General features: G+C 74.1%; 23 protein-coding genes. All 23 read right to left on the reverse strand.

The window, feature by feature from the left end:
• Positions 1 to 3 precede the first annotated feature (3 nt).
• Positions 4 to 1299, reverse strand: coding sequence for a DUF58 domain-containing protein (locus ABD297_RS07250; RefSeq protein WP_344254165.1), 1296 nt, complete (start codon positions 1297 to 1299; stop codon positions 4 to 6).
• 13 nt (positions 1300 to 1312) lie between these two features.
• On the reverse strand, positions 1313 to 2413 hold the full coding sequence (locus tag ABD297_RS07255; protein ID WP_344254166.1) for an AAA family ATPase: 1101 nt from the start codon (positions 2411 to 2413) through the stop codon (positions 1313 to 1315).
• Entirely contained in the window at positions 2410 to 3738 is a 1329-nt protein-coding gene (locus tag ABD297_RS07260) for a DUF4350 domain-containing protein (RefSeq protein ID WP_344254168.1), read from the reverse strand. The genes ABD297_RS07255 and ABD297_RS07260 overlap by 4 nt, the downstream gene beginning before the upstream one ends.
• Positions 3735 to 4469, reverse strand: a complete 735-nt coding sequence (locus ABD297_RS07265; RefSeq protein WP_344254169.1) for a DUF4129 domain-containing protein — start codon at positions 4467 to 4469, stop codon at positions 3735 to 3737. The genes ABD297_RS07260 and ABD297_RS07265 overlap by 4 nt, the downstream gene beginning before the upstream one ends.
• Complete coding sequence (locus ABD297_RS07270; RefSeq protein ID WP_344254170.1) at positions 4466 to 5761, reverse strand: DUF7847 domain-containing protein; 1296 nt, start codon at positions 5759 to 5761, stop codon at positions 4466 to 4468. Before ABD297_RS07270 ends, ABD297_RS07265 begins: the two co-directional genes overlap by 4 nt.
• 247 nt (positions 5762 to 6008) lie before the next feature.
• Complete coding sequence (locus ABD297_RS07275; protein ID WP_344254171.1) at positions 6009 to 6569, reverse strand: P-loop nucleotide/nucleoside kinase family protein; 561 nt, start codon at positions 6567 to 6569, stop codon at positions 6009 to 6011.
• Positions 6570 to 6588: 19 nt separating this feature from the next.
• The gene (locus tag ABD297_RS07280; protein ID WP_344254172.1) at positions 6589 to 7509 is read right to left on the reverse strand and encodes a GNAT family N-acetyltransferase; all 921 of its coding nucleotides are present in this window, start codon (positions 7507 to 7509) and stop codon (positions 6589 to 6591) included.
• 63 nt (positions 7510 to 7572) lie between these two features.
• Positions 7573 to 8229 (reverse strand): ribulose-phosphate 3-epimerase, encoded by a 657-nt coding sequence (gene rpe, locus ABD297_RS07285; protein ID WP_344254173.1) that lies wholly within the window; start codon positions 8227 to 8229, stop codon positions 7573 to 7575.
• Between the two features lie 29 nt (positions 8230 to 8258).
• On the reverse strand, positions 8259 to 9035 hold the full coding sequence (locus ABD297_RS07290) for a class I SAM-dependent DNA methyltransferase (RefSeq protein ID WP_344254174.1): 777 nt from the start codon (positions 9033 to 9035) through the stop codon (positions 8259 to 8261).
• Positions 9036 to 9115: 80 nt separating this feature from the next.
• Positions 9116 to 10663, reverse strand: a complete 1548-nt coding sequence (locus tag ABD297_RS07295; RefSeq protein WP_344254176.1) for an RsmB/NOP family class I SAM-dependent RNA methyltransferase — start codon at positions 10661 to 10663, stop codon at positions 9116 to 9118.
• Entirely contained in the window at positions 10656 to 11603 is a 948-nt protein-coding gene (gene fmt / locus ABD297_RS07300) for a methionyl-tRNA formyltransferase (RefSeq protein ID WP_344254178.1), read from the reverse strand. Before fmt ends, ABD297_RS07295 begins: the two co-directional genes overlap by 8 nt.
• 1 nt (position 11604) lies before the next feature.
• Positions 11605 to 12150, reverse strand: a complete 546-nt coding sequence (gene def, locus ABD297_RS07305) for a peptide deformylase (RefSeq protein ID WP_344254179.1) — start codon at positions 12148 to 12150, stop codon at positions 11605 to 11607.
• A 42-nt stretch (positions 12151 to 12192) separates the two neighbouring features.
• Positions 12193 to 13467, reverse strand: a complete 1275-nt coding sequence (locus ABD297_RS07310; RefSeq protein WP_344254180.1) for an MFS transporter — start codon at positions 13465 to 13467, stop codon at positions 12193 to 12195.
• Positions 13464 to 14015 (reverse strand): ArsR/SmtB family transcription factor, encoded by a 552-nt coding sequence (locus ABD297_RS07315; protein WP_344254181.1) that lies wholly within the window; start codon positions 14013 to 14015, stop codon positions 13464 to 13466. The genes ABD297_RS07310 and ABD297_RS07315 overlap by 4 nt, the downstream gene beginning before the upstream one ends.
• Positions 14016 to 14128: 113 nt before the next feature.
• Positions 14129 to 15388 (reverse strand): saccharopine dehydrogenase family protein, encoded by a 1260-nt coding sequence (locus ABD297_RS07320; RefSeq protein ID WP_344254182.1) that lies wholly within the window; start codon positions 15386 to 15388, stop codon positions 14129 to 14131.
• A 42-nt stretch (positions 15389 to 15430) separates the two neighbouring features.
• A complete protein-coding gene (locus ABD297_RS07325) occupies positions 15431 to 17473 on the reverse strand; it encodes a primosomal protein N' family DNA-binding protein (protein WP_344254183.1) in 2043 nt (680 codons plus the stop codon).
• Positions 17474 to 17489: 16 nt separating this feature from the next.
• Positions 17490 to 18713 carry a methionine adenosyltransferase gene (gene metK, locus ABD297_RS07330; RefSeq protein ID WP_344254184.1) on the reverse strand — a complete coding sequence of 408 codons (1224 nt, stop codon included), beginning with the start codon at positions 18711 to 18713 and terminating at the stop codon, positions 17490 to 17492.
• Between the two features lie 94 nt (positions 18714 to 18807).
• Positions 18808 to 20046, reverse strand: a complete 1239-nt coding sequence (gene coaBC / locus ABD297_RS07335) for a bifunctional phosphopantothenoylcysteine decarboxylase/phosphopantothenate--cysteine ligase CoaBC (RefSeq protein WP_344254185.1) — start codon at positions 20044 to 20046, stop codon at positions 18808 to 18810.
• 26 nt (positions 20047 to 20072) lie between these two features.
• The gene (gene rpoZ / locus ABD297_RS07340; protein ID WP_030201887.1) at positions 20073 to 20336 is read right to left on the reverse strand and encodes a DNA-directed RNA polymerase subunit omega; all 264 of its coding nucleotides are present in this window, start codon (positions 20334 to 20336) and stop codon (positions 20073 to 20075) included.
• A 101-nt stretch (positions 20337 to 20437) separates the two neighbouring features.
• Positions 20438 to 21013, reverse strand: a complete 576-nt coding sequence (gmk, locus tag ABD297_RS07345; protein ID WP_425581146.1) for a guanylate kinase — start codon at positions 21011 to 21013, stop codon at positions 20438 to 20440.
• A gap of 53 nt (positions 21014 to 21066) precedes the next feature.
• On the reverse strand, positions 21067 to 21384 hold the full coding sequence (gene mihF, locus ABD297_RS07350) for an integration host factor, actinobacterial type (RefSeq protein WP_030201881.1): 318 nt from the start codon (positions 21382 to 21384) through the stop codon (positions 21067 to 21069).
• 185 nt (positions 21385 to 21569) lie between these two features.
• Positions 21570 to 21953, reverse strand: coding sequence for a hypothetical protein (locus ABD297_RS07355; RefSeq protein ID WP_344254186.1), 384 nt, complete (start codon positions 21951 to 21953; stop codon positions 21570 to 21572).
• A 137-nt stretch (positions 21954 to 22090) separates the two neighbouring features.
• Complete coding sequence (gene pyrF / locus ABD297_RS07360) at positions 22091 to 22933, reverse strand: orotidine-5'-phosphate decarboxylase (RefSeq protein WP_344254187.1); 843 nt, start codon at positions 22931 to 22933, stop codon at positions 22091 to 22093.
• Positions 22934 to 22946: the final 13 nt, after the last annotated feature.

A 22946-nucleotide genomic window follows, 5' to 3' on the forward strand; every position in this document is an offset into this window, starting at 1 on the left:
GCGTCAGAGCAGTCCCTCGCTCTTGAGGCGGAGGTAGTGGTCGGCGAGACGTGGAGGCAGCGACTCCGCGTCGGCGTCGATGACGTCGACGCCGAGTCGCTCGAGAGCCTCGGCGACCCGTCGCCGCTGACTGGTCGTGCGCTCGGCCGCTGCGGCGCCGTATGCGTCCTGCAGGGTGTCGCGCGCCAGGCGCAGGGCCGTGACTGCGGGGTCCGACACGCTCGCGACCACGACGCGGTGCCGACCCACCAGCGCCGGGAGCACCGGGAGGAGGCCCTCTTCGACCGCTGCCGGCTCGAGGGGGGTGAGCAGCACGACGAGCGCCCGGCGGTGGCCTCGGCCGATGAGCCCCGAGACCAGGGCGGTCCAGTCGGCCTCGACGAGGGAGGCATCGACCGGGGCCAGTGCGGACACGACGTCGGCGAGCAGGCTGCCCCGCTCGGCCGAGCCGCCGACCCGGACGCGCACGACCTGGTCACCGGCGATGACGTCGACCCGGTCGTGGGCCCGGCTCGCGAGGGCGGTGAGCAGGAGCGCGGCGTCCATCGCCGCGTCGAGACGGGGGACGTCCCCGACCCGACCGGCGCTGGTGCGCGAGGTGTCGACGACGATGACGACGCGGCGGTGCTGCTCCGGCTGCCAGGTGCGCACCACGACCGACTGGCGACGGGCGGTGGCCCGCCAGTCGATCGAGCGCACGTCGTCGCCCTCGACGTAGTCGCGCAGCGAGTCGAACTCGGTGCCCTGGCCGCGGCGTCGCACGGCTGACCGGCCGTCGATCTCGCGCAGCCGCGAGAGCCGGCTGGGCAGGTGGCGCCGCGACGGGAACGGGTGCAGGACGCGCACGCTGCCCGGCACCTCGGTCGAGCGCTGGCGACCGGCCAGGCCCATCGGGCCCAGGGTGCGCACGGTGACGAGGTCGGCCACCCGGTCGCCGCGGCGGGTCGGACGCAGCGGCGTCCGGACGCGGACCCGCTCCCCGCCGCCGACGCGCAGCGGGTGACGGTCGGGCGCAGCCCCGGTCGAGGGCGGCCAGGCATCGCGCACCACGCCACGGACGGTGCGGCGTCCGGGGTTCGTGACGAGCAGGTCGGTGGCGACGGTCTCTCCCAGGCGCACCTGTGCCGGAGTGGTCCGCTCCAGCAGGAGCCGACGTGGGGACGGCGCCAGCGCGACGTCGACGGCTGCGAGCACCGCGACGGTGAGGACCCACAGGGCGACGGTCGACCCGGTCGGCCACCACACGAGCAGGACGGCCCCGGCGAGGACCGACCAGGCGGCTCGGGTCGTCAGCACCACGGACGGGCCCCGGTCACCGTGGGACGGGCACGGAGGAGAGCGCGCTGTCGAGGACGGCGCTGATGCCGACGCCCTCGAGCTCGGCCTCGGGACGCAGCGCGAGGCGGTGGGCCAGGGTGGCGTGCGCGAGCGCCTTGACGTCGTCGGGCGTGACGAACCAGCGGCCGTTGAGCCAGGCCCACGCCCGGCTCGTGGCGAGCAGGGCCGTGGCGCCGCGCGTGCTGACGCCGAGCGAGATCGACGGCGACGTGCGGGTGGCACGTGCGATGTCGACGATGTAGCCCGCGATCTCGGGCGAGACCTCGACCCGTCGCACCGCGGCGGCGCCGGCCTCGAGGTCTGCCCGTCCGGCGACGGCACGGATGCCGGCCGTCGCCAGGTCCCGCGGGTCGAAGCCCGAGGCGTGCCGTCGCAGCACGGCCACCTCGTCCTCTCGCGGCGGGAGCTGGAGCGTCACCTTGAGCAGGAAGCGGTCGAGCTGCGCCTCGGGCAGGGGGTAGGTGCCTTCGTACTCGACGGGGTTCTGCGTGGCCGCGACGAGGAACGGTGTCGGCAGCGGCCGCGGCCGTCCGTCGATGCTGACCTGCCGCTCCTCCATGGCCTCGAGCATTGCCGACTGGGTCTTGGGCGGCGTCCGGTTGATCTCGTCGGCGAGCAGCAGGTTGGTGAAGACCGGCCCCTCGCGGAAGGTGAAGTCGGAGGTGCGGGGGTCCAGCACGAGAGAGCCCGTGACGTCGCCCGGCATGAGGTCGGGCGTGAACTGGACGCGGTTGGTGGTGAGGTCGAGCGCAGCCGCGAGCGAGCGCACGAGCAGCGTCTTGGCGACACCGGGGACGCCTTCGAGCAGCAGGTGTCCGCGGGCCAGCAGCGCGACGATGGCGGCGCTCACGGCGGCGTCCTGACCCACGACGGCCTTGGCGACCTCGGCCCGCACGGCGCCCAGGGCGTGGCGTGCGGCGTCCGACGCGTCGGTGCTCGCGTCGCGGGCGGCATACGGCACGGTGTCTCGCGACGGGTCCGGGATGGGGTCGTGGACGGGGTCGGTGACGCTGTCGGACGGGGACGGCACGGTGGCGTCGACCTCCCTGGTCTGGGGTTCGGGCGTCTGGCTCATGCGGTGCGCACGCTCTCCTCGAGGTCGGCCAGCCCCTGCGAGAGCAGGAGCAGGTCGCGGTCGGTGGTCGGGTCGGGTCCGTCGAGCAGCTGCTCGACGTCGGAACGGGCAACCCCGGACGCCCGGGCCACGGCATCGACGAGGGGGGCGACGGGAGTCGAGCGTGGCAGTCCCAGGCGGTCCGCGAGTCGGGACCGGCTGCCGCCACGCAGGACGCGTGCCGCGAACGGCCGGTCCGCGGCACGGTGGTAGAGCCGTCCTCGGGCCTCGGTGGTCTCGCTGGCCCGGACGACGACGGGCAGCGGCTCGACGACGAGGCGCCCGAGCCGTCGTCCGCGGGCGAGGGCGAAGGCGATGACGGCGGCAGCGAGCAGCCAGCCGGTCGGCCCGAGCCACTCGGGGACGCCCCGCCCCGGGTCCGCGACGTGCTCGCCCGACGGGTCGGTCGCATCGAGGTCCGAGATGCCCGGCACGTACCAGAGCAGGTGCTCGGTGGGCCCCAGGGCGCGCAGGGCCAGAGCGGCGTGGGCGTCGTCGAGCACCTTGCCGTTGCTCAGGGCTCGTGCCGAACCGAGGACGACGGTCTCGGGCGCGTCGTCCTGCGGGGGCAGCACGACCACGGCGCCGGACGGCCCGGAACTCCCCTCACCGGTCCCCGCTCTCCCGGCGGTCCCTGCGGTCGCCTCGGGCGGGAAGCAGAACGTCGCGTCGACGGCCGGGGGTGACAGCGTCGGGTCGTCGAGCGAGCCGTAGCTGCTCCACGTGCCGGACAGCCGGTCGGTCGGGCGCGCGATGCCCGAGGTGCAGTCGGCCGCCAGAGCCGTGTCTCCCCCTCCGGTGACCGTGAGCGGGAGCCGGAGGTCCTGCAGCTCGATGTCGTCGGGCTCGACCAGGACGAGCCGGCGCGTCTGCTCGACCGCCCGCGTCAGCCGTTCGGCGGCGCCGGTGCCGAGGTAGGCGGAGCGGGCCATCACCACCGTCCACCCGTCGCGCGGGCCGGAGCGGTCGAGGGTGCGCTCGACGTCGTCGACGCTGCGCACCACCGACACGTCGACGCCCTGCTGTCGCAGGACCTCGGCCAGGGCGCGGGCTCCGTTGCGGCCGGTGTCCTCGGGGTCGAGCGGCGGCCCGACCGACCGCGGACCGGCGACGAACAGCGTGAGGAGGCCGACCGCAAGGGCCACGGCCAGCACGAGGACGACGACCCGGACCACAGTGCGTCGCCGGCTGCGCGGAGACCGGGGTGGGACGGTCGTGATCCAGGCGGCGAGACCTGGCGTCGGCTCGACTGGTGCCGCCGCCGGGTCGCGGGTCGCGGCGCTCACGGCCCTCCCCCGGTGCTGGCGCCGACGCCGGTCGCGTGCTGGCTCAGCCGATCAGGGTCGCTGCCGGACTCGTTGCCGGACTCGTTGCCGGTCCCGGTTCCCGGGAGCACCGGACGTGTCGAGCGCAGCCGGGAGTCGAGGTCCAGCACGGAGCGGGCGTCGTCGGGCCCGACCGGCGCTCGGCCGTAGACGACCCGGTCGAAGAGGTCCGCCGCGCCCCGCACCTCACGTGATGCTGGCGGGAACACGACGGCGAGCGCCGCGCCGATCTCGTGTGCCGTGCGACCGGGCACGTCGTCGAGCAGCGTGCGCTCGGCGGACGCCGCAGCGACCGCACGGAAGGCGTCGGCGGTCGCCGCGGTGGCGTCGCCTCGGTCGAGAGCGGCCAGCGCGCGGGCCCGGTAGCCGTCCGCGGTCAGGTGCGGGTCGTCGAGGACGCCTCCCGCCTGCGCAGTGCGCGTCACCGTGGGTGTGCGGCGCACCACGACGAGCAGGATGGCGACGACCACGAGAGCGAGCACGACCAGCACGACGGGGAGAGCCCACCCGGGCGTGTCGAGCAGGGGCCCGGAGCCGGACAGCCGCTCCTGGAGCCAGTCGACGATGCGCTGGTACAGGCTGCGGTCGTCGACGTAGGCCGCCGACGCGAGCTCGTGAGCGAGCCAGGAGCGGGCCTGCTCGACGCCGGGGTCGAGCGGCGGGCTCGCGGGAGGCAGCACCGCGTCGATCACGCCACCTGGGCGTCGTGGCCCTGCTGCACCTGCTGGAGCAGGGCCATGTCGAGCCCCTCGTAGCGGATCCGCTGGTCGACGTAGAGCAGCGAGTCCACTCCCGAGCTGAAGGGCGTCGTCAGGACGCTCTGGACGAGGACGGTGCCGGCCTGGAGCAGGACGAAGATCCACGCGGCGCTCGTCAGGGAGTCGCTGGCGAGGTAGCCGACGAGGAAGCCGACGGGCGCCGTGACGACCGAGCCGGCGACGGCGGTCACGACGACGGTGAGCAGGCGGATGCCGAAGATGCGCCAGAAGCCCCGCTTGCGCGTCAGCTGCCAGGAGCGGCGCAGCGCCCGGACCGGGCGCACCCCCTCGAGCACGACGATCGTGACGGCGAAGGCCCACCGCACGCTGAAGAGGATGAAGCCGACGACGCCCACGACGACCGCGACGAAGGTGACGAGGCCGGCACCACCGCCGTCGCCGGTGCCGGTCGCGGACCACGCGGCGACGACGACACCGATGAGGACGGCGAGGAACACGAAGGCGGCGAGGCCGGCCAGCAGCACGACGCCGAGGGCGGGCAGGATCCGCGCGCGCGCAGCCCGTGCGGTCTCGCCGAGGCCGATGCGCCGGCCCTGGACGCCCTGGCCGATGACGACGGCCATGAAGAGGGGCAGCAGCAGCGCCGTGACGTACGTCGCGAGCGCGGGGGCGAACGAGGCGACCTCCCCGGTGAGGAAGGTCGACCCGAGTCCGGAGCCGCCGGCGTACGCGTCCCCCGCGGGGTCGAACATCGGGTCCGAGCCGGCGGCACTCGAGAGGCTCGAGGCGATCCAGAGTCCGATGAGGGTCAGCGGGACGAGGACCACGGCGGTCGTGACGAGCGCGAGGCCGATGGTGGCGGCCGGGTTGCCCCGGACGGCCGTCATGACCCCGCTCCAGATCTCCCCGAGGGTCAGCGGCCGGAGCGGGATGATGCCGGGCTTCGGGGCCAGCTGCGGCGGCGTCCACCCGGGCGGCGGCGTGCCGACGGGCTGACCGGGGGCGGGCGTGGCCTGGGCGCCGGTCGGCACCGGGTAGCCGGTTCCGGGCGCCGACGCGTGGGCGGGACCGGGAGGTGGTGGGGGCGGCGCGTCCGAGGTCGGGACGGCGCCGTGTGTCGGGGCGACCGGCGGCCCCCAGCCTGCGTCGGCGGTCGGGTCCGGGTCGCTCGTCGTCCCCATGGCGACGTCACTCAGTGCGTCGCGGCTCGCGTCGTCCGGTGGCGTCGACGCCCCCGGAGCGGTCCACCCCTGCTGGTCGCTCACAGTCTCCGAACCTCCCTGTCGGTCCGCGGCAATCTACCCCGCCCGGGCGCCTCGCGTGGCCATCGGAGCCGCGGTCGTCGCGTCCGTGTCGCCGGGTGCGCCCGACGGGTCGGCAGCACCTGGGCGCTGTCGACGAGAGTATGCCGTGTGCTGCGTTCCCGCCCGTCCTTCGCTCCCGTGGTCGCCGGGGAGCGCCGGCAGGCGGCAGAGCCGGTCGAGGCACCTCGGCGCGACCGGGACGACGCGTTCACCCGACCGATGGCGGCCACCGGCGGCGACGCCAGTCCTCCCACGTCGCGTGCCCGGTGGGCGGGTCGTCGACGGGTTCGCTGCCGTCGAGCTCCCCCGGTGTGGGGACCTCGATGTGGGCCGCCCACTGGGCGAGCTGCTCGTCCGACATGGGCCAGGTCGTGTGCGGGGCGTCGGCCTGGCGCCGATCGCGTCTGCGGCGCTGCTCGGCCGTGGTGAGCTCGACGTAGTGCAGCTCCACCCTCGCCCCGAGGTCGGCGGCCGCCTGGCGCAGCGCCGACCGCTCGTCGCGCCCCCAGAGGCCGAAGTCGATCACGACGTCGGTGCCGAGCTCGAGCGCCCGCAGCCCGATCTCGATGAGCCGTCCCTCGATGACGTCCGATGCCGACGACGGGTTGTCCTGTCCGTAGAGGGCTTTCATCCACTCGTCCTTCGTCAGGCGAAGCGCCCGGCGCTCGGTCTCGAGACGCCGGGCCGTGGTGGTCTTCCCGGTGCACGGCAGGCCCACCATCAGGAACAGCGTCGGTCTCGTCGTGCCGGCTCGCGCTCGACCCGTCATCGCGGATTCCTTCCCTGCCTCAGGCCGGCCGGCGGAAGTCGGTGACGGCGGGCAGCTCGAGGAAGCCCGCGGACGCGTACGTCGCCACGCCGCCGACGTTGCTGCTCGGTGTGCAGACGATCGCGGCGGAGGCGCCCATCTCCCTCAGGGCTGCTGCGGCGGCGACCGAGATGGCCCTTCCGTGCCCCTGCCCCCGGTGGTCACGGTGCACCCCGAGGGGTTCGAGCAGGCCGGGTCGGCCCAAGCCGGCCGACCACACGGTCACGGCGGCCACCGGCGCGCCGTTGCCGTCGTAGCCGACGAGGCAGCGGGCTCGGCGGTACGGGGATCCGGCGGCCATCACCTGCCACGCGGCCCGGGTGAACGTCGAACGCTCGAACGACGCGCGGTGCACCTCGACCCGGACCGACACCGGGTCCGACGGACTCCCGGAAGGCCCGCCGGTCACCTCGGTCGCGTGGGCCGCGTCGGACGGACCGACGACCTCGACGCGGAGCCCGCTGTCCTCCACCGGGTCGGTGAGGTCGCGACTCAGCGGCGTCCACGACTCGTCCGCGACCCAGCCGGCCGCGACCAGCGCCGCTCGCAGGGCGACGCCGGCGCGCGCTTCCACAAACGCCTCGCCCGGGGGGAGCACCCCTCGGGCCGGGTCGGACAGGTCCGCCAGCAGGCGCGAGGCGAAGGGCTCGTCCTCGTCGACGCTCGGCGAGACACCCAGGCGGACGAGGGTGGGACTGTCCAGAAGGCCCACTGCGACGACCTGCCCGTCACGGCGCCACACCCGCAGGTCCTCGGCCAGCCGGCTCGGGCCGACCTTCCAGTTCCACCCGAGGTCACCGGGGTGCAGCTGGACCGGGGCGCCGGGCCGTTGCCACGAGGCCACCGCCTCGGCGACCTCGTCCAGGGTGTCGACGGTGACGGCCTCGAGGGTGACGGACATGCGGTCATTGAACCCCGGGCCCAGGTCGGCGGCCCAAGGGTTTTCGCGCCGCCGACCCGCGCGTCAGTGCTGGTGGCCGGCGGCGAGCGCCCGCAGCTCGTCCACGGCGGCCGCGGCGTCCTCGGCCCCGTAGACCGCCGACCCGGCGACGAACACGTCGGCCCCGGCCTCGGCGCACTGCTCGATCGTGTCGGCGCTGACGCCGCCGTCGACCTGGATCCAGATCTCGCCGCCGTGACGGCGCACGGCCTCGCGCACCTCGCGCACCTTCGGCATCTGGTCGGCCATGAAGGACTGCCCACCGAAGCCCGGCTCGACGGTCATGACGAGCACCATGTCGAGGTCGGGCAGCAGGTCCTCGTAGGGCGCGAACGCCGTCCCCGGCTTGAGCGCCATAGAGGCGCGTGCCCCGGCGCTGCGGAGCGCCCGAGCCAGCGCTCGGGGGTCGCGCGCGGCCTCGATGTGGAAGGTCACCGACTGGCACCCAGCCTCGGCGTAGGACGGGGCCCACCGGTCGGGGTCCTCGATCATGAGGTGCGCGTCGATCGGGATGGGGCTCACCTTGAGCAGCGCCTCGACGACGGGCAGCCCGAGCGTGAGGTTGGGCACGAAGTGGGCGTCCATGACGTCGACGTGCGCCCAGTCGGCGCCGGAAATGCGCCCCAGCTCCGCCTCGAGGTTGGCGAAGTCGGCGGACAGGATGCTCGGTGAGATCTGCACGCGGACAGCCTAGGGCCGGGCCGGCGCCGTCAGTCGGCGACCTTCGTCCAGACCGACACGTGCGACTCGGACTCGGCGGTGAAGGGCGAGCGGTCCCAGCCGGCCCACCGGTCGCGCAGTCGCAGCCCGGCGATGCGGGCCATGAGGTCGAGCTCCGACGGCCACACGTAGCGGTGCGCCGACGCGGCATACCTCGCGACACGGCGACCGTCGGCGTCCTCCCCCGCCTGCGTGTAGTGGTGCGACACCGACAGCTGGGTCACGACGTCGACGGTGTCGAAGCCGACGTGACGGCTGCCGACGTGGAAGGGCACCGCGGTCTGTCCGGGCGGCATTCGCCGAAGCTGCGGCACGAACACCTCGATGGCGAACGACCCACCGGGAGCGAGCTGTTCGGCGACGGTGCGGAAGCACTGCACCTGCTCGTCCTGGCTCAGCAGGTTGGTGATGGTGTTGTAGACGAGATAGGCCAGTGCGTACCCGCTGCCGACCCTCGTCGTCGCCATGTCCCCGATGGTCACCGGCAGCCGGTCGCCTCCGGGCTTGCGTCGCAGCTCGGCGACCATCGCCTCCGAGAAGTCGATGCCGTGCACCTCGACGCCGCGGTCGGCGAGCGGGAGCGCCACCCTGCCGGTGCCGATGGCGAGCTCGAGCGCCGGGCCGTCGCCCGCGAGCTCCTCGAGCACGTCCACGGTGGGCCCGAGCGCGTCGGGCCCGAACATGTGGGCCGAGCCGGCGTCGTACGTCGGGGCGACGCGCTCGTCGAAGGGGCTGGGCTGGAGGTCACCGGTCGCGTATGCCGTCACGCCCCCACCCTGCCCACGGGTCCGTCCGTGCGCGAACGGTTTTCACGCCGGCGCACGACCGGCGTTGGCGCCCTCGTGCCCTACAGCTTGCGCAGCAGGGCGAAGAACATCGCGTCGGTGCCGTGGACGTGGGGCCAGAGCTGGACGTAGGGACCCTCGCCCAGCCCGGGGGGCTCGCGGCCGGAGGCGTCGACGAAGTAGGGCCGGGCGTCGACGAGCTCGACGTCGGCGCGGCGCTTGAGGATGTCGGAGACGACGAAGCGGGTCTCGTTGAGGTGGGGGCTGCAGGTCGCGTAGCCGACGAGACCCCCGGCCGCCGTCGCGTCGATGCCGGAGGTGAGCAGCTCGCGCTGGAGGCCGGCGAGGGCCGCGACGTCGTCGGGCCCGCGGCGCCACCGCGCCTCCGGACGGCGACGGAGCGCGCCCAGCCCGGTGCAGGGCGCGTCGATGAGCACGCGGCTGAATCCACCGGGCTCGAGCTCGCCGAGGTCACGCCCGTCGCCGTGGCGGACCTTGAGGCTCGTGTCGAGCTCCCGGGCCTCGGCGCGGGCCGCGGCCAGCGTCTGCCACACCAGGTCGGCACGGTGCTCGCTGATCTCGTTGGCCACGAACGGGATCCGTCGCTGGATGGCAAGCGCTGCGAGCAGCCCGGCCTTGCCGCCGGGACCGGCGCAGAGGTCGAGCCAGCGCTCGTGGCGGGCAGCCTCGCCGACGGTCTCGGCAGCCGCGAGCGCGAGGACGAGCAGCTGCGAGCCCTCGTCCTGCACGGCGGCACGACCGTCGCGGACCGCTTCGATGGCGCCCGGGTCACCCTCGGGGAGCGTCGCCCCGACCGGGCTGAGCCCGGAGCGGTCGGCGCCCGCGTCTTCGAGCTCGTCCACCGAGGCGAGGCCGGGCCGCGCGACGAGCGAGACCTTGGCCGGGGCGTTGTCGCTCTCGAGCAGCGCCGTCAAGGCGTCCTCGACATCGGCCGGGCCGGCCGTGCCGTGGCCGATGAGCGCTGCTCGCAGCGCCTTGGCGATCCAGACCGGGTGCGAGGTGCGCAGGGCCAGGCGCTCGACGGGGTCGCTGACTCCTTCGGTGACGAGCTCGGTCCAGGCGTCGGGCTCGCGCTCGCTGATGCGTCGCATCACGGCGTTGACGAAGCCGGCGGCCCCGGCACCGTTGACCTGGCGGGCCAGGGCGACGGTCTCGTCGACCGCAGCATGGGTGGGCACGCGCATGCCGAGGACCTGGTGGGCACCCAGGCGCAGGGTGTCGAGCACGTTGGCGTCGATCTTGTCGACGGGCCGGCCCGCAGCCGAGGCGATGATCGCGTCGTAGAGGCCGGAGAGTCGCGTCGCGCCGTAGACGAGCTCGGTGGCGAAGCCCGCGTCACGGCCGCTGATCCGCTTGTCGCGCAAGAGCTTCGGCAGCGCGAGGTTGGCATAGGCGCCGTCGGCGATCTCGCGCATCGCGGTGTAGGCGGCGAGCCTCGTCGGGTCGGTGCGCCGGGCGCGCTCGGACGGGCGCTGCTCGGAGCGGTGGCGCGCCGAGCGCTCGCGCGCGGGCGGCCGCTGGCGCTCGCCCCGACGCCCGTCGCCCGTCGGGCGCTCTGCGGGGCCGCCCCCGTGTCGCTCGTCACTCATCGCCGACCCGCTCCCCCGCCTCGATACGTGTGCCGCGTGCCCAGTCGGCTGCCGGCATCGGCTTCTTGCCGTGCGGCTGGACCGTGCCGAGACGGACCGGAGCCGTGCCCGTCCCGACGAAGACGGCCTTCTTCGTGACGACCAGGTCGCCGGCGGCGGGCGGCGCCTCGAGCGGCAGGTCACCGGTCGACGCGATCGTCACGGGCGAGACCTTGAGCCGCTCACCGCGGAACGTCGTCCAGGCGCCGGGCGCCGGGGTGCAGCCGCGCACCAGGCGGTCGACGGCGGTCGCCGGCCGCGACCAGGTGATCCGCGCGTCGTCGACCTCGATCTTCGGCGCGAGGGAGACCCCCTCGGCCGGTTGGGGCACCGCCACGAGGTCGCCGGACTCGAGCCCGTCGAGGGTGGCGACGAGCAGCCCCGCCCCGGCGGTGGCGAGGCGCTCCAGCAGGTCGCCCGCCGTGTCGGTCGGACGGATCGTCTCGGTCATGACGCCGAGGACGGGACCGGTGTCCAGGCCGCGCTCGATGACGAAGGTCGAGGCGCCGGTCATCTCGTCGCCCGCCATGATCGCGTGCTGCACCGGAGCCGCACCGCGCCACGCCGGCAGCAGCGAGAAGTGCAGGTTGACCCAGCCGAGACGCGGGATCGTCAGCGCGGACTCGGGGATGAGGTTGCCGTAGGCCACGACGGGGCACGCGTCGGGCGCCAGGGCGCGCAGCGCGTCGAGGAAGTCGGTGTCCCTGACGCGGGCGGGGGTCAGGACGGGCAGGCCCAGCTCCTCGGCCCGGCGCCGCACGGGTGAGGCCTCGAGCCGACGGCCCCGACCGGCGGGGGCGTCGGGACGGGTCACGACCCCGACGAGCTCGTGACCGGACGCGGCGATCGCGTCGAGGCTGGGCACCGCCGCCTCGGGGGTGCCTGCGAAGACGACTCTCATGTCACATCGCCCGGCCGAAGGTGGAGTGCGGGCTGATGCGCACCTCGGGCGGGTTGTCGGCGAACCACTCGGCCTCGCGGATGGCGCGCATCGCCTCGCGACGCGCCTCCGGGTCGAGCCGGTCGACGAAGAGGACGCCGTCGAGGTGGTCGGTCTCGTGCTGGACGCACCGGGCGAGCAGCTGGGTGCCCTCGAGCACCACGGGCTCTCCCCACATGTTCTGCCCCTTGGCGACGACCGACAGCGCCCGCTTCGTGTCGAACGCGAGCCCCGGGATCGACAGGCAGCCCTCCGGGCCGTCCTGCTCGTCGTCCGACAGGTCGAGGACGGGGTTGACGAGGTGTCCGAGCACCCCGTCGACCCAGTAGGTGAAGACCCGCAGGCCGACCCCGATCTGCGGGGCGGCCAGCCCCGCACCGGGTGCGTCGAGCATGGTGTCCTCGAGGTCCTTGACGAGGACGCGCAGCTGCTTGTCGAAGTCGGTGACCTCGGCGGCCTCGGTCCGCAGGACCGGGTCACCGAAGAGTCGGATGTCCTTGATCGACACAGGTCTCCAGGGGTGGGTGGAAGGCGGTGGGGCGCCGCCAGTCTAGGACCGCGACGTCGCGTCGGCCGCCGCGCCGGTGCTCACGGGGTCCTCGCTGCTGCGTCCGAGCTCGCGCACCGAGCGCGACAGCAGGGCCGTGAGCGAGATGGCGACGTAGACGCCGGCGCTGACGAGCATCAGCGTCTCGACGTCCACGGTCGTGGCGAGCCACCCGTAGATGAAGGTCCCGACGGGGATGGCCACGAACGAGCCCAGCGCGTCGTAGCTCGAGACCCGCGAGAGCACCGAGACCGGGATGTGCTCGTGCAGCGCCGTGCTCCAGCCGACGCCGAAGACCTCGACGGCGGCTCCGGCGAGGAAGAAGCCCACGGCGACGGGCACCACCGCCGGGGCGACACCGAGCAGCACCATGGGGACCGCCAGCACGCAGATGGCGAGCATCCCCACCCGCAGCGGGTGTCGCAGCCGCAGCCTGAGCATGACGAGCGTCATGAGCACGGTGCCGACGGCCTCGGCGCTCAGCACGAGCCCCCACCCGGCCTCGCCGATCGATGCGGTGGACTTCGCGACGAGCGGCCCCAGCACTCCTATGACACCCGAGTGGATGGCGTTGGTGAGCCCGAAGGCCAGCACGATGACCCACAGCCACTCGCGCCGGGTGAACTCTCCCCAGCCCTCACGCAGCTCGCGGACCATCGAGGTCCGTGGGGCGCGCGGCTCCGCGGAACGGCGCGCCAGACCGACGCGGGTCAGGCACACGGCCGCGACGGCATACGTCAGCGCGTCGACGGCGAGCGCCCAGCCGGGCCCGACGCTCACCACGAGGAGGCCCGCGACGGCCGGCCCGACGACCGAGAGGCCGCTCCGGCTGAACGACAGCAGCGCGTTGGCCTGCTGCAGGCGCGACCGGTCGACGACGAGCGGGACGACTCCCATGATGGCCGGCAGCGTGAAGGCCGAGACGGCGCCGTTGACGCCCTCGATGACGGTCAGCTGGGTCAGCGTGGCGTCGCCGCTGATGATGAGGTACGCGGCGAGCGCTTGTGTGAGGCACGTCAGCAGGTGCGAGACCTGGAGCACGACGATCCGCGAGAAGCGGTCGGCGACGACGCCTCCGACGAGCAGGAAGACGACCATCGTCAGGGTGCGCACGCCGAGCACCTGGGCGAGCGCGCCTGCGGACTGGTCGATGTGCAGCACCGCGAAGGCGAGCGCGACCGGGACCATCACGGACCCGGCGGTCGAGACGGTGCGAGCGGTGAAGTACCACGCGAAGCGGCGGTCCGACAGCGCCCCGAGCGAGTCCTTGGCCCTCATCGGGTGCCGCCCTTCGGGTCGGCCATCCGGAACGCCGCGACCGACAGGTTCGCCCGGACGGTCCCCTCGGTCCGCGGCGGGCGGGCGCTCGCGTGCAGCAGCCCGCTCGCCTCGGCGAGCAGGTCGAACACCCGCTCCCACACCTCCGGCTCGACCCACAGCTCCGCGTCGGTGAACTGGCCCCTCGCCCGCCCCGGCTGCCGCTCGCGCTCGGCGTAGCGGCGTGGGATGGCGTCGGCGAGCACGCGTGCGTAGGCCAGGCTCTCGTCGTCGCTCGATGTGCCGCCACCCTTCGGCCGCTCGGCGTCCCAGACGTGCCGGTACTTCTTGGCCTTGCCGCCGCGCACCGTCTCCTCAGCGGCCACCTCGAGCAGGCCCGCCGCGTGGAGCAGGCGCAGGTGGTAGCTCGCGTTGGCCTGGGTGATGTCGAGCTCGCGCGCGACCTCGGCGGCGCTCAGCTCCGCGCCGGTCAGCAGCGAGAGCATCTGCAGCCGCAGCGGGTGGGCCGTGGCGCGGAGCTCGCTGATCCGCCCTTCCTCCAAAGACATGTTTGGGAGTATGCCGCCCGGCCGACTTGACCGTCAAGCACTCCTTTGGAGGTCGAGGGATGAAGCGGGGCGAGGTTGGGTGCGGGGGTGCGGGCGGCCGGGCCGATGAGCGGTCAGGCGGTGGTGCGCTCGACGTCGAAGGTGAAGCCTTGGGCACGGAGCCGCTCGACGAGCACCTCACCGAGCGCGGTGGCGGGCGTACAGACCCCGGCGCGTCGCGGCAGGCCCTCGGCGAGGGCGAGGGCGAGCACCGTCTCGCCGAGCATGACGGCCGTGCCGCCGTAGCCGGGGTCGTAGTCGGCCCCGACCTTGGTGCGGTAGCGCGCGCCCGTCGTGGTCGTCGTGCGGATCTCGAGCCGGAAGCGTCCGGCGGCCTGCGTCTCGACGCTGGGGCCCTCACCGGGCTGGGGCAGGAAGCGGTCGATGACGGCCCGGGTGGGCCGGAAGGCCATGCCGGCGAGGACGCCGCCGAGGCCGACGGCCATCCCACCGGCGAGGACCGGCGACATCGGTCCGGAGCCGAAGTCCGTCGCCTCGCGGTAGCTCAGGTCCCGCCCGTAGGACCAGTCGGTCAGCGTGTTGGACAGGCGCACGATGCGGGTGTTGAACGCCGCCATGACGAACGGTCCGGACCAGCGCCCCGTCTCGGCGTCGCGGTCGACCGGCACGAGCCGGCGCAGGCGGTCCAGCACCCCCGTCGGCCGCTTCCTCCCGGAGCTGGGCTCCTCACCGCGGCGCGGGCTCAGGGCGTAGGTGTCGCCGAGCACCCGGCGTGCGTCCGCGTCGGCGCGGGCCGTGATCGCCTGCTGCCGCGCGGAGTCGACGGTGCCCCCGGAGAAGCCGCCCTTGAGCGACCGGACGAGCAGGGTCGTCTCGGCGAGCGTGCCCTCACCGTCGGCGGCGACCTGCTGCGCCGTGACGAGGACACCGAGGTCGGAGGGGATGGAGTCGAAGCCGCACGCGTGGACGATGGCCGCGCCAGTCTCCCGCGCTGCGGCGTCGAGCTCGTCGAGGGACCACCGGACGAAGAGCAGCTCACCGGTCAGGTCGGCGTAGTGCGTGCCCGACTCGGCGCAGGCCCGCGCGACGTCCTTGCCGTGGGTGGCGTAGGGCCCGACCGTCGTGGCGAGGACACGGGTGCGGGCGGCCAGGGCTCGCAGGCCCGGTGCGTCGGTCGCGTCGACCGCGACGAGCTCCCACGACGACGCCGCCGCGCCGAGCTCGGCACGCAGCGCCTCGAGCTTGGGCCGTGAGCGGCCGGCGAGGGCGATCCGCACGCCGGTGCCGGCGTGACGGGCGAGGTGGGCAGCGGTGAGGGCCCCGACGAAGCCGGTGGCGCCGTACAGGACGATGTCGAGCTCGCGATCGGGCATGCGGTCACTCTGCCACGCGAGCACCGATGCAGGCCGAGGCGCTCAGAACATGTCGAGCGGGTCGACCCGCACCGCCACGACCTCGGGCTCCTTGCGCGCCGACCGGAACGCCTTGAGCGCCAGCAGGGCCCGCGTCAGCGACTCGGTCCCCGACGCCGGGACGCGGACGAGGACGTGGTGGTCGGCAACGGAGCGCTCGGGCTCGCCGTCGGCAGGCGGACGACGAGGCGGACCCCCACCGGCAGAGAGCCGGACGGGCCCCAGCACCTGGGCGGCTGCCGGGAGGTCAGCCTGCTCGAGGGCCTCCTCGAGGGCGCGCCGACCACCTGTCAGCTGCGCCACCCGCACGGCCGGCGGCAGGCCGAGCTCGCGCCGTTCGGACAGCTCTCGCGCGGCGAGCCACGCCGGGTCCCACCGCACGAGCGCCTCGACCGCGGGCAGCGCCACCGCCTCCGGGGCACCGCTCAGCACCACGGCACGACCCTCCCGGGCGAGGGCCGCGGCAGCCAACCAGCGTCGGAGGGCCTCGAGCGGGGCGTCCAGCGTGGGCAGGTCGAGGCTGGCCCACGCGTCGAGCAGCAGCACCGCGGTGTAGCCACCCTCGGCGACCGGCTCGGCGCCGGGGGTGGCGATGACGAGGGACGGCTCGCGTCCGACGGTGGCCAGCACCTCACCCGAACCAGAGGTGTGGACCGGGAAGCCGGGGAAGGCGCGGCCGATCTCCTCGGCGGTGCGACGGGCGCCGGTGATCGACGAGCGCAGGCGACGGGAGCCGCAGTGCTCGCACTCGAAGCCCTGGCCGGCGAGCACGAGTCCGCACCACCGGCAGGCGGGAGCGGTCCCCGCGGCTCCGAGGGCCACCGGCCCCTGACAGCGCGCGCACCGCACCGGCGCGCGACACTCGGCGCAGCTGAGCGACGGCAGGTAGCCGCGACGCGGCACCTGCACGAGCACCGGACCGTCGACGAGGGCGTCCTTGGCCACGCGCCAGGCCCGCGACGGGATGTGCGCCCGGGCCGCCGGGCCGTCGCGCTCCTCGTCGAGACCCTCGCCGGCGATGGTGACCCGAGGGGCCGCCGCCCGCAGCAGGGCCGGCTCCGCCTCGACCGGCACGAGCGCCCCGGCCTCGACCTCGACCTGCACCCGCAGGCTGCGTCCGAAGCCACCCGCGAGCAGGGCGGCCCCGGTGGCGGCGGCTCTCAGGCCGAGGACGACCCCGACGTGGTGGTAGGGGGCACGGGGCTCGGCGAGCAGGTCGTCGCCGTCGTCCCACCATGCGACGAGTCCGAGGTCGTGCACCGGCGCGAAGGCAGCCGCGCGCGTGCCGATGACGACCTTGACGTGCCCCCGCAGCACCTTGAGCCACGCGGTGTATCTCGCCTGGGGACCCTGGTCGGCCGTGAGCCGCACGTGCCGGCCCTTGCCGAGCACGGCGGTCAGTGCCTCGTCGAGCCCGTCGACGTCGCGATGGTCGGGCACGACGACGAGGGCGCCGCGGCCGGCGGACAGCGCCGTGGCGGCCGCGACGGCCAGGGCGGCCGGCCAGTCCGCGTCGCCGCGGCGTCCCGGCAGAGCCGCCCACGCGGCGGCCGGGCCCTCCCCCGCTGCGACCCGGCGCAGCCACGCCGGGCCCGCGGGGTAGGCGTTCCACGGTCCCGGCTCCGGCGGCGGGAGCTCCTCCGACGCCGGCACCTCCAGGGCGAGGTTGCGCTCGGCCGTGGCGTGGCGCTTCGGGACGGCCAGGCGCAGCACGTCGCTGAGCGTGCCGGCATACCGGTCGGCGACGGCGCGGCACAGGGCGAGGACCTCGGGTGTCAGCACCGGCTCGGCACTGACGACGCGGCGCAGCGGCGTCAGCCGGCCGTCGTGCTGGGGCTGCTCTCGGCGCTCGACCACGAAGCCGTCGAGCTCACGGCCCGAGAAGCGCACGCGGACCCGCGCCCCCGGCACCGCGTCGGCGTCGAGCTCGTCGGGGACGGCGTACTCGAAGACGCGGTCGAGGTGGGCGAGGGGCGTCTCGACGACGACAGCAGCGACCGGCCCCGGGGCCGGTCGCTGCGTGCTCTCGTCGTTGTCGTCGCCCACGGGGGCGAACCTATCCTCAGCCGGAGACGGCGTTGCGCAGGGCCTCGACGCGGTCGGTGCGCTCCCACGTGAAGGGGTTCTCCACGCCGTCGGCCTTGGTACGGCCGAAGTGGCCGTAGGCGGCCGTCGGCCGGTAGATCGGGCGCAGCAGGTCGAGCGCGTCGACGATCGCCGCAGGACGCAGGTCGAAGACGTCGCCGATGGCCTGCTGGATCTTGTCGACCGGGACCGTCTCGGTGCCGAACGTCTCGATGTAGAGGCCGACGGGCTGGGCCTTGCCGATGGCGTAGGCGATCTGGACCTCGCAGCGGCGGGCGAGGCCCGCGGCGACGACGTTCTTGGCGACCCAGCGCATGGCGTAGGCGGCCGAGCGGTCGACCTTGCTCGGGTCCTTGCCGGAGAAGGCACCGCCGCCGTGACGGGCCATGCCGCCGTAGGTGTCGACGATGATCTTGCGGCCGGTCAGGCCCGCGTCGCCCATCGGGCCACCGATCTCGAAGCGACCGGTCGGGTTGATGAGCGCGCGGTAGCTGCTGACGTCGAGGTCGGTGCCGCTGTCGCGCAGCTCGGCGAGCACGGGCTCGATGACGTGGGCGCGGATGTCGGGCTCGAGCATGCCGTCGAGCGAGACGTCGGGCGCGTGCTGGGTCGAGAGGACCACGGTGTCGAGCGAGACGGCCTTGTCACCCTCGTAGGCGATCGTGACCTGGGTCTTGCCGTCGGGGCGCAGGTAGGCGAGCTCCTCGCTCTTGCGCACCTGCGTCAGCCGCTCGGAGAGGCGGTGCGCGAGGAAGATCGGCAGCGGCATGAGCTCGGCGGTGTCGTCGCAGGCGTAGCCGAACATCAGGCCCTGGTCGCCGGCGCCCTGCTTGTCGAGCAGGTCACCGACCTCGCCGGAGCGGTGCTCGTGGGCGGTGTCGACGCCCTGGGCGATGTCGGGCGACTGCGCGCCGATGGAGATCGAGACGCCGCAGGTGCGGCCGTCGAAGCCCTTCTGCGAGCCGTCGTAGCCCACCTCGAGGATGGTCTCGCGCACGATCCGGGGGATCTCGACGTAGGCCGTCGTCGACACCTCGCCGGCGACGTGGACGAGACCGGTCGTCACCATCGTCTCGACGGCGACGCGCGCCTGCGGGTCGTCCGCCAGGAGGGCGTCGAGGATCGAGTCGCTGATCTGGTCGCAGATCTTGTCCGGGTGTCCCTCGGTGACGGACTCGGACGTGAACAGACGTGCGGACACTTGCTCTCCCTCGGTCGGGTGCGGGGTTGGTGCGGGTGGTTCGGCGGCCCGTGGGCTGCGGATGGCAGGCCACGTTGGGGCGAGAGTCTAGTGCTCAGTCCAGCAGGGGCGAGATGGCGTCCCAGAGCGCGTCGGCCACGACGTCCTTGGACGCCGGACCGATGGTCGTCGCGCCGTCGGACGAGCGGTGCAGCAGGTGGACCGTCGTGTCGTCCTTGCCGAACGTCAGGTCGGCGCCGACCTCGTTGACCACCTGCAGGTCGCTGCCCTTGCGGGCGAACTTGGCGCGGGCGTGGTCCATGACCGAGCCGTGGGCGTCGCCGGTCTCGGCGGCGAAGCTCACGATGAAGGGCGAGGTCGCCCCCCTGGCCTCGCGCGCCGCCACGAGCCCGCGGACGATGTCGGGGTTCTCGACGAGGTCGACGCGCAGGCCCGCGTCGGGGTCGGTCGACTTCTTGATCTTGCTGTCGCTGACGGAGGCGGGCCGGAAGTCGGCCGGGGCCGCGGCCATGACGACGACGTCGGCGCCGCTCGCTGCGTCCTCGACCTCACGCTGGAGCTCCAGGGTGGTCTCGACGCGCACGACGTCGATGCGGTCGGGGACGGGCACCGACACGTTGGCGGCCACGAGGGTGACCTTGGCGCCGCGCTCGGCCGCGGCGCGGGCGATGGCCACGCCCTGCTTGCCCGACGAGCGGTTGCCGAGGTAGCGCACGGGGTCGAGCGGCTCACGCGTGCCGCCGGCCGACACGACGACCCGGCGGCCCTCGAGGTCGCGTGCTCGTGCCCCGGACGCAACGGGGGCGTCACCCGACACGATGGCCAGGCACGCGGCATACAACGCCTCGGGCTCGGGGAGGCGGCCGGCCCCGGTGTCCTTGCCCGTCAGGCGGCCCACGGCCGGGTCGATGACGTGCGCACCGCGCGAGCGCAGCGTCGCCACGTTGGCCTGCGTGGCCGGGTGCTCCCACATCTCGGTGTGCATCGCCGGCGCGAACGCGACCGGGCACCGCGCCGTCAGCAGCGTGTTGGTCAGCAGGTCGTCCGCCAGGCCGTGGGCGGCCTTGGCCAGGACGTCCGCCGTGGCGGGGGCGACGACGACGAGGTCGGCCGACTGGCCGATGCGCACGTGCGGCACCTCGTGGACCGAGGTCCACACGTCGGTGCTGACCGGCTTGCCCGACAGGGCCGACCAGGTCGGCGCCCCGACGAAGTTGAGCGCCGCCGCCGTGGGAACGACCGTCACGTCGTGCCCGTGCTCGGTGAAGAGCCGGAGCAGCGAGCACGCCTTGTAGGCGGCGATGCCGCCACTCACCCCGAGCACGACGCGCATCGGCTGCCCTGGCCTCGTCGTGGTGCTCAGGCCTCGGTCGGCGTCGAGGTCAGCAGCCCCTCGTTGATCTCGCGCAGCGCGATCGACAGCGGCTTCTCGTGGACCTCGGTCTCGACGAGCGGGCCGACGTAGTCGAGCAGGCCCTCCTGCAGCTGGGAGTAGTAGGCGTTGATCTGGCGCGCGCGCTTGGCGGAGTAGATGACGAGCGCGTACTTCGAGTCGGCAACGGTCAGGAGGTCGTCGATCGGCGGGTTGGTGATGCCGATGGGAGCAGCCTGGGTACCGGACACAGTGATCTCGTTTCGTTGGTTTCAGCGTGCGTGTGGTGTGCGCCGAGCCGCCGCGGGCACAGCGGTCGTATGCCGTGGGCCGGCACACATCAGGTCGGGACTCACCGGTCGGCGCGTCCCGATCTCATCAATGATACGAGTTCTTCGCTGGCCCGACGAACATCGTCGTTGACGACGACCTCGTCGAACTCGCTCTGCGCGGCCAGCTCGGCGCGGGCCGTGTCCAGCCGACGCTCCCGCTCGGCCTCGCCCTCGGTGCCGCGGCCGACGAGACGGCGCACCAGCTCGTCCCAGCTCGGCGGCGCGAGGAAGACGAACAGGGCGTCCGGCCACGTCTCGCGCACCTGACGGGCACCCTGCAGGTCGATCTCGAGCAGGGCGTCGCGGCCGCTGGCGATGATCCGCTCGACCGGTCCGCGCGGGGTGCCGTACTTGGCCGCGCCGTGGACGACGGCGTGCTCGAGGAACTGGCCCGCCTCGACGAGCCGGTCGAACTCGTGGTCCTCGACGAAGTGGTAGTGCACCCCGTCGACCTCGCCGGGCCGGGGCCTGCGGGTCGTCATCGAGACCGAGAACCACACGGCCGGGAAGTGGGTGCGGACGTACTCCGCGATCGTGCCCTTGCCCACGGCGGTCGGGCCGGCCAGGACGGTGAGCCGACCCCGCGGACGCTCCATCGGCTCCATCGGCTCCTGCGGCGGCTGGGGGGCAGAGGTCGCGTCTGCCGCCATCACGGCTTCTCGAAGCGGTGCAGCAGCGCCGCGACCTGGTTGGCCCCGAGGCCGCGGACACGGCGGGACTCGGCGATCCCGACCTCGGCCATGATGGCCTTGGCCCGCACACGACCGACACCGGGCATCGACTCGAGCAGCTCGGTGACCTTCATCTTGCCGATGACGGCGTCGACCTTGCCGTCCTCGAGGACCTCGGCGAGCGAGCCGCTGGAGTACTTGAGCCGGTTCTTGACCGCGGCCCGCTCCCGACGTGCGGCGGCAGCCTTCTCGAGTGCTGCGGCCCGTTGCTCGGGGGTGAGCGGTGGAAGCGCCACGGTCTTCGGTCTCCTTGCTGCCTTCGGGTGCGCCCCGCGCCCCCGTCGTGTTCACGTCTCGTCCTTGTCCTCGCCCGAACCTAGCGATCGGGCGAGGGCCGCCGCAACGCGGGGCCGCTGCGACGGCGCGCCGTTCGGGTGTCCGTGCGACGTCCGGGTGGCATCCAGGGTCCGTCGAGCCGCGGTCAGCGCGACAGGTCGACCTGGCACGTCTCCTTGGCGTGGACCTCGATGCGCTTGGCCGAGGCCTCGAAGCCCTGAAGCTGCTTCGTCAGGCTGGCGAGGTCGGGGTTGGCCACGGTGAACTTCTGCACGAGGGTGTGCAGCGAGGCCCAGTCGGGCTTCACCTCGTCGGGGGCGCTCGCCTCGACCTCGGCCACGGAGGCGGCGAAGCGCGAGGCGGCCGCGGGGTCCTTGAGGGGCGCGATGCCGCCCTTCCAGTCGGCCTGCACCGAGCGGAGCACGTCGCAGTACGACCCGGACGACGACGAGCAGCCTGCGAGGGTCGTCCCCGAGAGGAGCAGCGCGACGAGCACCTGGGCGCCCCTGCCCCTGCTGGTCGTCGACATGCCCACCACCGTATGCCGTGTGCTCGGCGCCGTCCTGCGAGTTCACCGAAAGCTCGTGGCCCCGCCGACGCCATCCGCGGCCGCCTGAGGGGCAGTCAGCCCGGCCCGGTCGGCTCGGCGCAGCGAGCCCTGGCGCCTCAGGCCCGGAGCGACTCGAGGACGCGCTCGGTCTGCGCGACGAGGCGGGCGGCGTCCGGGCCCGCCGAGAGGATCTCGCGGCTCGACGCGGCCAGCACCTGGGCCCGGGCCGCCCCGAAGGTCGCGGCGAGCGACTCGACGGTCCCGCCCTGGGCCCCGAAGCCGGGAGCCAGCACGGGAGTCGCGGCCTCGACGAGGTCGAGCCCGAGGTCGTCGACCGCGGTGCCGACGGTCGCACCGATGACGAGCCCGATGCTGCCGAGCTCTCCCCTGCCGCGGGCGGGCGCGTTGTCGGCACCGGCACCGTGCACGATCGAGGCGGCGACCGACTCGTCGTCCCGGACGGCGTGCTGGACGGAGGCGCCCTCGGGGTTGGAGGTGAGGGCGAGCACGAAGAGGCCGCGCCCGCACTGCTCCGCCAGGTCGATGGCCGGGCGCAGCGACTCGTAGCCCAGGTAGGGGCTCACGGTGAGGGCGTCCGGCGGCGCCACGGCATACGGCCCCAGGTAGGCCTCGGCGTAGGCGGCCATCGTCGAGCCGATGTCACCGCGCTTGGCGTCGAGGATCGTGAGGGTCCCTGCCTCGCGCAGCTCGGTCAGCACCCGCTCGAGGACGGCGAGCCCCTTGCTGCCGAAGACCTCGAAGAAGGCCGACTGCGGCTTGACGGCCGCGACCCTGCCGGCGAAGGCCTCGACGCAGGTCAGCGCGAACCGCTCCAGCCCGCCGAGGTCGTAGGGCAGGCCCCACGACTCGACGAGCGCCCGGTGCGGGTCGATCCCGGCGCACAGCGGCCCGTGGGCCGTCATGGCGTCCTGCAGGCGGGCCCCGAAGGCCTGGGTCATCGTCGGTCTCCTC

Source organism: Terrabacter carboxydivorans (assembly GCF_039532035.1).
Taxonomy (GTDB): Bacteria; Actinomycetota; Actinomycetes; order Actinomycetales; family Dermatophilaceae; genus Terrabacter; species Terrabacter carboxydivorans.